The 8,007-nt window shown below is 36.1% G+C and carries 9 protein-coding genes; 7 read left to right on the forward strand and 2 right to left on the reverse strand.

Annotated features, from left to right (window positions below; translation table 11 throughout):
- Window positions 1-240: 240 nt before the first annotated feature.
- Together EGT49_RS12070 and EGT49_RS12075 are read left to right on the forward strand one after the other, a co-directional pair.
- The gene (locus EGT49_RS12070) at window positions 241-1,695 is read left to right on the forward strand and encodes an ATP-binding protein (protein WP_135374625.1); all 1,455 of its coding nucleotides are present in this window, start codon (window positions 241-243) and stop codon (window positions 1,693-1,695) included.
- Window positions 1,696-1,806: 111 nt separating this feature from the next.
- On the forward strand, window positions 1,807-2,388 hold the full coding sequence (locus tag EGT49_RS12075; RefSeq protein ID WP_135374626.1) for a hypothetical protein: 582 nt from the start codon (window positions 1,807-1,809) through the stop codon (window positions 2,386-2,388).
- 53 nt (window positions 2,389-2,441) lie between these two features.
- On the opposite strand, the gene EGT49_RS12530 is transcribed toward EGT49_RS12075, so the two are convergent.
- Window positions 2,442-2,591, reverse strand: a complete 150-nt coding sequence (locus EGT49_RS12530; protein ID WP_167849842.1) for a hypothetical protein — start codon at window positions 2,589-2,591, stop codon at window positions 2,442-2,444.
- Between the two features lie 22 nt (window positions 2,592-2,613).
- Window positions 2,614-2,745 carry a hypothetical protein gene (locus tag EGT49_RS12755; protein WP_281275485.1) on the reverse strand — a complete coding sequence of 44 codons (132 nt, stop codon included), beginning with the start codon at window positions 2,743-2,745 and terminating at the stop codon, window positions 2,614-2,616.
- Window positions 2,746-2,836: 91 nt separating this feature from the next.
- Here EGT49_RS12755 and EGT49_RS12080 point away from each other — a divergent pair, with 91 nt between their 5' ends.
- The 5 genes from EGT49_RS12080 to EGT49_RS12100 all read left to right on the forward strand — a co-directional run bounded on the left by EGT49_RS12080 (window position 2,837) and on the right by EGT49_RS12100 (window position 7,818).
- Window positions 2,837-3,472, forward strand: a complete 636-nt coding sequence (locus tag EGT49_RS12080) for a pentapeptide repeat-containing protein (RefSeq protein ID WP_167849843.1) — start codon at window positions 2,837-2,839, stop codon at window positions 3,470-3,472.
- 134 nt (window positions 3,473-3,606) lie between these two features.
- Window positions 3,607-3,978 carry a cupredoxin domain-containing protein gene (locus tag EGT49_RS12085; protein ID WP_135374629.1) on the forward strand — a complete coding sequence of 124 codons (372 nt, stop codon included), beginning with the start codon at window positions 3,607-3,609 and terminating at the stop codon, window positions 3,976-3,978.
- Between the two features lie 14 nt (window positions 3,979-3,992).
- Window positions 3,993-4,259, forward strand: coding sequence for a cupredoxin domain-containing protein (locus EGT49_RS12090; protein WP_135374630.1), 267 nt, complete (start codon window positions 3,993-3,995; stop codon window positions 4,257-4,259).
- Window positions 4,256-6,175, forward strand: a complete 1,920-nt coding sequence (locus tag EGT49_RS12095; RefSeq protein WP_135374632.1) for a copper-translocating P-type ATPase — start codon at window positions 4,256-4,258, stop codon at window positions 6,173-6,175. Before EGT49_RS12090 ends, EGT49_RS12095 begins: the two co-directional genes overlap by 4 nt.
- A 266-nt stretch (window positions 6,176-6,441) precedes the next feature.
- Entirely contained in the window at window positions 6,442-7,818 is a 1,377-nt protein-coding gene (locus EGT49_RS12100; protein ID WP_135374634.1) for an aspartate ammonia-lyase, read from the forward strand.
- Window positions 7,819-8,007 lie beyond the last annotated feature (189 nt).

Consider the following 8,007-nt stretch of genomic DNA (forward strand, 5'->3'; position numbering starts at 1 on the left):
CGAAAATGGGATTGTAGAGCTTGGGATACGAATGTAGAGTCGAAAATGGGATTGTAGAGCTTGGGATATGAATGTAGAGCCAAAAATGAAATTGTAGAGCTTGGGACATTTATGTAGAGCTAGGAATAACATTGTATAGTTGAGTGTATGAGGATAGAGTTTGAAAATAGATTTATAGATTTGAATATGAAATAATTAAACCGTAATAGATTCTTATACTATGATGAGGGGTTTCATAAGATGTCGATATATGCTAATAAAGATCTACTAACTATTCCTGAAGGAAAATTTTTTGATAGAAAAAGTGCTCGATATGATATGAATAAATTGGCAAATATATTAATTGCATTTGCCAATGCTGATGGAGGAACAGTTGCACTTGGTATAAGTAATAAAAAATATGAAGGAATTAATATTCTTTCAGATAAAAAGAAAAATGATATTCTTCAAATTGGAAATCAACGGGTTGTCCCCATGTTGGATATTAATGTAGAACGAAAAAAAATAATTAATATTCAAAAGCAAGTGGATGAAGTTTGGCTATTAACAGTGTCCCCATCAGATGAGAAATTATATGCAAATAAAAAAGACGAAGTCTATTTAAGAATAGGTGATGAAACTCATAAAGTGACCTTTGTAGAGCGTAAGGATCTTGAATTTGATAAAGGAATAAGAGCTTTTGAAAAACAAACTGTTGATGAGGCAATAATAAGTGATTTAGATGAAGAGATTGTTTCTAAGTATAAGAAATTGTATGGATTTAGCGGAGAAAATCTTTGGGATTTGCTTTTTCCTAAAGGGTTGGCTAAAAGATATGTAAATCATGATGAAAAAGCAAGTTACAAATTAACTGTTGCGGGAGTTTTAATTTTGTCAAAATATCCTACGGCGTTTATACCTAGTGCCAGGATTAGATTTATTAGATACGAGGGACGTGCTGCACAAACAGGTACAGATATGAACATTGTTAAGCAAGAAATGATTGAAGGACCACTTGTAAAAATGTTGGAGAGAATAGCTGATATATTGGAAGCACAACTTCGAAGCTTTTCAAGTTTAGATTCTCAAACCGGAAAATTTTTAAGTGTTCCAGAATATCCCAAGGGAGCGTGGCTGGAAGGGATTGTCAATGCTGTAACCCACAGAAATTATAATTATACTGGTGATGATATCAGAGTGCTCATGTTTGATGATAGATTGGAGATTCATAGTCCAGGGGGGTTACCTGCTGTGGTTACTAAAGAAAACATTAGAGAAACACATTATTCACGTAATCCATATATTGCTAGAGCTTTGACAGACTTCGGATGGGTTCGTGAATTTGGCGAGGGTGTAGACCGTATATACACGGATATGAATAAATTTTTCTTGGACGATCCTATCTACAAGGTCGATAACAATAGTGTAAATTTGATTTTGAGGAATAATATTATTATGAGATCATTTAGAAAGAATAATGCCCTAGAAGCACGCATAGGAAAAGATTGGGGAAAACTTAATTTTATAGAAAAAACAGCAATTAGTATTGTTTATGAAAAAGGAACTATCAAAACTAGTGAATTGATGGAAGCCGTAGATGGATATAGCATAAATTCAGCTAGAAATGCATTAAAGCATTTGAAAAAAATTGGGATATTTGAACGTATTGCTACTGCACCAACGTCTCCTAAGCAATATTATAAATTAGTTAAATAGGTGTATAATACTTAGAACATATTTTTTCTAGTATATGGTTATTCAGGATTGGGTTTATGTAATTTGATTGAAGAAACTGTATTATTTAACAAAAATCGGAGGAAGATATAGATGGGTTCACGAATAATGCATTATGCGATGGGGACAGTCTTATGTAGGAAATATTCATTTGATAATGATTTTTTAGTTGGTAGTATTGCTCCAGATGTGAATAAGAATTCACATACACCTAAAAAGTTGACTCACTTTATCCACTCACAAAAAGGAACAAATACGATAGTTCCTCAAGATTTTATTGATGAATATAGTTGGGCTATGACTGATTTTCAGTTAGGTTATTATCTACACTTAGTGTCTGATGATGTTTGGCTTAACACTGTTTTCGATAAATATATTAGAAAAAACACCTCTTATCCTAAAGAAGAACTGCAAAGGATTTACTATCATGATTTTGAGATTTTGAATAAAATTTTAATTGATAAATACAATTTGAAGAAACTTTCTTTTGATAAGTATATGGTAAGCAATGTTAAAGAAATTCAAGACAAAGATTTAGAATACTTAGTCGATGATTTGAATAATGATTTTGATGAACAGGTGACGGGTGATTTGCAATTGTTTAAAGTTGCTGAAATTTACCAATATATTGATGATAGTGCTGCCAAATTTGAAGATTTGTATTTTCCATTTTAATAATTAAAGAAAAACCCATACCAATTTTTAACAGTTGGTATGGGTTTTATTAGTTATTTTGTAAAAAAACTGTAACCGGAGGATTCAGCGACAATCAAACTATCAATACCTTTCATAGAACTTTCTTCATCGTTGACTGGCTTGATGATTGAGACTAGATCACTTAAAATTTGGGGTGCTTGTGAGTAAGTAATTACTAACAAAGGAATCCTCCTATTATTAAAGTTAATCTTCTTCAAGAAAATTAATGAATTCTTCTTTAGTTACAATTTTTTGAGTAGGTAATTTTTTAGCAGATTCGATGATATTCTTCTGTGCTTCTTCAATACTTTGGCGCTTGTCATTGTTGGTAGACATGGCAAATCCCTCCATTATGTTATGAAATAATTATACAACCCAAATAGTAACTCCAGGTAGAATTTGCTATGATGCTAGTGAGGTGATAGGTTTGGAAAATCCTAAGTTAGTGACTGATTACTTAGAAAAAGGTTCCTTCTATAATATATTGGATGAAGAAGATTATTATTTGGGCAACCAATTGCTAGAAAATGAAGTGATTGAAAATCTGACGATTGCTCATCCGGTGGTCGACAAGTCACTTTTAAAACATGAAACTTTTATCGGTGGAAATTTTGATAAGTTCGAAGTGTCGGATACTGTCTTTTCCGGCTGTGATTTGTCGAACTGCGTCTTGAGCGAAGGCAGCTTTTATCGTGTGACATTTAAAAACTGCAAGTTGCTGGGGACTAATTTTGACCAATCCTTTTTAAACAATGTCACTTTTGAAAATTGTTTACTGGATATGGCCGCATTGAATCAACTCAACTTAAAAACGGTGGTTTTCAGCGGTTGTCAAATGAAGGATGCCAGTTTCAACGAAAATAAACTGGTTAAAGTTAAGTTTGCCCACTGTAATTTGAACGAAATGACATTTTGGCAGACTAAGCTCAAGGGGCTAGATTTCAGTGATAGTGAATTTGAAACGATTGACTTAGACCAGGAAATGATGCGTGGTTTAAAGGTCAATTCAGAACAAGCTAGTTTTTTAGCGCAATACTTCTTAGGAATTAAGGTTTCCTATTAAAATAAATTCCGGATTTTGAGGGAATTTATTTTTTTAATCTCCCAAGTTGACAAATGTAAACTTATAGTCTACTATAATAAATGAAGTTTACAGATGTAAACAATCAAATGGAAATGGGAAAGAGGATACGGAATATGACAAGAATAATCGTATTGATCATTGGTTTAGCAATTATTGGGTTCATTCTTTGGTGGTTCTTCGGCAAACATGAAGTTGCTCAAACTACTGCCACGGTCAATGACGACAATCAAAGTGTTGATGTTGAAGTGAATGGGGGTTATTCACCAGAAGTCATCACTTTAAAGAAAGGTGTTCCGGCAGTTTTGAACTTTACTCGTAAAGATGCTTCCAGTTGTTTGGACCGAGTCGTCTTTTCTGATTTTGGAATCAACCAAGAATTACCACAAAATGAAAAACAAGCTATCAAGATCGACACCACTAAGGCTGGCGAATATCAATGGGCTTGCGGTATGGATATGTTCCACGGCAAATTAATTATTAAATAAGAGGAGAAAAAATTATGTCAGTACAAAAAGTAAATATCAACGTTGCAGGAAAATATGAACCAAGTGTAGTTACTTTAGAAAAGGGCGTTCCAGCTGAACTTACTTTTACTAGAACTAAAGACCAAGGCTGTTTGGACGTTGTTCACTCAAAGGATTTGGATTTTGAAACACAATTACCACTGAATGTCTCAAAAACTGTCAAAGTTTCAACTGATAAAGCAGGAGAATTCAAATATAGCTGTGGAATGGACATGTTCTCTGGAAAGGTTGTGATCAAATGACCATTACTAAACGTTTCTGGATTGCGTTGATCTTCTCATTACCAATGTTGGTAGGGATGATCTTGATACCATTCGGAATTCATCTACCAGGGGGTACTGTTACCCAATTTATTTTCACAACTATCGTTATGGCGGTAGCGGCTCGTCCATTTATTCAAAGTGCTTGGGCTTCATTTAAGAAGCACCATTCAAATATGGATACTTTAGTCGCAATTGGGACAGCAACTGCTTATATTTATAGTATTTACGCTATGTTTACGAACCAAAGTGTTTTCTTTGAGAGTGCAGCGTTCGTAGTTACTTTCGTTCTTTTAGGACAAGTGTTCGAAGAGAGAATGCGTAATAACGCTTCAAATGCGATTGAGAAATTGGTTGATCTGCAGGCTAAAGAAGCCGAAGTTATGCGTGATGGCCAACTCGTGAAAATTCCGCTAGAAGAAGTTGTCACAGGGGATTTGATCAGAGTAAAACCTGGACAAAAGATTGCTGTTGATGGCGTTATAACGGAGGGTGGTTCGACAATTGATGAGTCAATGGTCACTGGTGAAAGTATGCCGGTCGCTAAAAATGTCGGTGATAAGGTCATCGGTTCGACTATCAATAGTAACGGAACGTTCATGTTCAAAGCGGAAAAGGTTGGGAAAGATACCATGCTTTCTCAAATCGTCGAATTAGTTAAAAAAGCTCAAAACAGTCATGCACCTATTCAAAATTTGACTGATAAAGTTTCCGAAATTTTTGTTCCCGCAGTGTTGATCCTATCGATTTTGACCTTCTTAGTTTGGTACGTCTTCTTAGGAGCAACCGTTGCCCAAGCTTTGATCTTCGGTGTGTCCGTAGTCGTCATTGCCTGTCCATGTGCCTTGGGACTCGCAACGCCAACTGCCTTGATGGTCGGAACTGGTCGTGGTGCCAAAATGGGTATCTTGATCAAGAACGGTGAAGTTTTGGAAGAAGTTAACGATGTTAAGACCGTTGTTTTTGATAAAACTGGTACTATTACTAAAGGTAAGCCCGAAGTAACTGACATTGTCGGCGCTGAAGATGTTCTTTCTATTGCCAGTGCGATGGAAGAATCAAGTGAGCACCCACTAGCTCAAGCTATTTTGGACAAAGCAAAAGAGAAGTCAGTTGCTAAGTTTGACGTCACGCAATTTAAAGCTATCGAAGGTAAGGGAGTTTCCGCTAAAGTTAACGGTCAAACAGCTTTTGTCGGTAACGATAAATTGTTGAACGATGTTGAAATCAAACCAGAAATGAAAGACCAAATGATTCAACTTCAAAACGAAGCTAAAACAGTTGTTTTTGTTGGTTTGGATAATCAAATCATTGGTTTGATTGCCATTCAAGATGCACCAAAAGAAACTTCTAAAGAAGCTATCGCTACTTTGAAAGCTCGTGGTTTGAAGACGGTTATGTTGACTGGTGATAATGAACGTGTTGCCAAAGCTATCGCTGATGAAGTTGGTATCGACTCAGTAATCGCTGACGTATTACCAAGTGACAAAGCTGACCACGTCAAAGCTCTACAAGAAAATGGTAAAGTTGCCTTTGTTGGTGACGGAATCAATGATGCACCTGCATTGACGATGGCTGATGTCGGAATCGCCATGGGTTCAGGAACTGATATTGCTATTGAATCTGGTGGTATCGTCTTGATGAAAAATGACCTACGTGATGTTGCCAAAGCCTTAGAATTAAGTCGCAAGACTTTCAATCGTATTAAGTTGAATCTCTTCTGGGCCTTTGTATACAACGTTTTAGGAATTCCCGTCGCTGCTGGATTGTTCTTCACATTAGGCTTGACCTTGAGTCCTGAGTTAGCCGGATTAGCAATGGCCTTCAGTTCCTTGTCAGTCGTAACTAGTTCAGTTCTATTGAATAAAGCTAAAATAACAACTGCAGCAACTGCATAAAGAAACGACCTTTGAGTCGTTTCTTTTTTTGTCAAAAAGTATGTCTATCTTACAGTTACGTATTGTCTATTGAACTAATAACTGCTTGGCTAAGAGGTTTTAGAATTTCTTTGAAAATCATATTATGAAAACTTTTCTATCAAAAGCATTATCAATAGCAATCACAAATGAAAACAATTGAAATTTTACAAATCAAAATATCAAAATTATTTATAAATTAAATGACAAATGTTATCTTCTCTTCGTAAAAGAAAGAGAGAAGAGTCATGAAAAACAGAATAGAAAAAGATTCCATTGGTGAAGTAGCAATCAATCAAAATAAATATTTTGGTATTAACACCCAACGTGCTCTTAATAATTTTCAAGTTCGGGTCAACTCCACTGACCTGGAATTAATAAAACAAATTGCTCAAATTAAACGGGCAGCCGCAATGGCTAATGAAAAACTTGCACGGATCAGTCCTGAAAAATCAAAAGTGATTCAGCAAGCGGCACAAGAAATTATTTCTGGCCAATTCGATAACCAATTTACGATTCCTGAGATTCAAGGCGGTGCCGGTACTTCTACTAACATGAACGTTAATGAAGTTATCGCCAATCGAGGCTTGGAAATTTTGCATCATCAGCATGGAGAATATCAATATTTAAGTCCGCAAGATGATGTTAATGCAGGTCAATCGACCAACGATGTTTATCCAAGTGCTGGTAAGTTAACTATTTATTTGAAGACTCAAGTTTTGGAAGAAGAATTATTGAAATTAATCAAGGCATTGCAACAAAAGGGCCTTGAGTTTAAAGATGTTTCCAAGATAGGACGCACACAATTACAAGAGGCAGTGCCAACGACATTGGGGAATACTTTCAATGCCTTTGCGGATGGATTAAAAAGATGTTTGTATCGACTGAAAATGAACTTACCGGCTATGTTGGAATTAAATCTTGGTGGAACGGCGATTGGAACTGGAGTTAACACGTCTAAAGGTTACCAAGATTTGTTGTATTCTCAATTGCAAAAGATTTATCAAGTCGATGCTCATCCCGCATTCGATTTAATTGACGGAACCCAGAATTTAGATTCGTTTGTCCAAATATCCGGCAGTTTAAAAGCACTGGCGGTTACCATGTCGAAAATGAGCCACGATTTGAGATTGCTCTCAAGTGGTCCAAGAAGTGGTTTCAACGAAATTCACCTACCAGCTCGACAGGCTGGATCGTCAATTATGCCGGGAAAAGTGAATCCGGTCATCCCTGAAGTTGTCAGCCAGATTGCTTTTCAAGTGATCGGTAACGATACAACTGTCACATTGGCAGCTGAGTCGGGTGAATTAGAATTGAATGCTTTTGAGCCAGTGATTTTCCATAATTTATTTGAGTCAATTGAATTGTTGAAGAATGCCTGCCAGATGTTAACGACTGAATGTATCCCAGGAATCAAGGCTAATAAAGCTAAGTGCCAGCATGATCTGGATAAGAGTGTTGAAACAGTCACAAAGTTAACACCAATAATTGGCTATGAAACCGCCAGTGAAGTCGTAACCGAGTCACTAAAAACAGGAGTCGATGTCTACAAATTGTTGCGTAAGAAAAATCTGTTCTCAAATGATAAGGAAACTACTAAAAAATTAAATGAAGTTCTAAATTAAAATAAATAGACCAAGATAATCTGATAGGGGTTCTTTCTTAAGTTTGGTTAGTGTAAGATGCCGTCTTCCGCACAATCCCTGTGATGAGCTGGAATGCACTCGTCCTTGTCAAGTTGACATTTTCTTGGCTCAAATAATATAACTTTTTAAGCGACCTCACCCCAAAATTCTTCGTTGGTGAGGCCGTTT

It is taken from the genome of Companilactobacillus suantsaicola (genome assembly GCF_004745525.1).
Taxonomy (GTDB): Bacteria; Bacillota; Bacilli; order Lactobacillales; family Lactobacillaceae; genus Companilactobacillus; species Companilactobacillus suantsaicola.

Coding starts and splice junctions, on each gene's coding strand:
- EGT49_RS12070 (WP_135374625.1), top strand. CDS start 241: ATGTCGATATATGCTAATAAAGATCTACTAACTATTCCTGAAGGAAAA.
- EGT49_RS12075 (WP_135374626.1), top strand. CDS start 1,807: ATGGGTTCACGAATAATGCATTATGCGATGGGGACAGTCTTATGTAGG.
- EGT49_RS12755 (WP_281275485.1), bottom strand. CDS start 2,745: ATGTCTACCAACAATGACAAGCGCCAAAGTATTGAAGAAGCACAGAAG.
- EGT49_RS12085 (WP_135374629.1), top strand. CDS start 3,607: ATGACAAGAATAATCGTATTGATCATTGGTTTAGCAATTATTGGGTTC.
- EGT49_RS12090 (WP_135374630.1), top strand. CDS start 3,993: ATGTCAGTACAAAAAGTAAATATCAACGTTGCAGGAAAATATGAACCA.
- EGT49_RS12095 (WP_135374632.1), top strand. CDS start 4,256: ATGACCATTACTAAACGTTTCTGGATTGCGTTGATCTTCTCATTACCA.
- EGT49_RS12100 (WP_135374634.1), top strand. CDS start 6,442: ATGAAAAACAGAATAGAAAAAGATTCCATTGGTGAAGTAGCAATCAAT.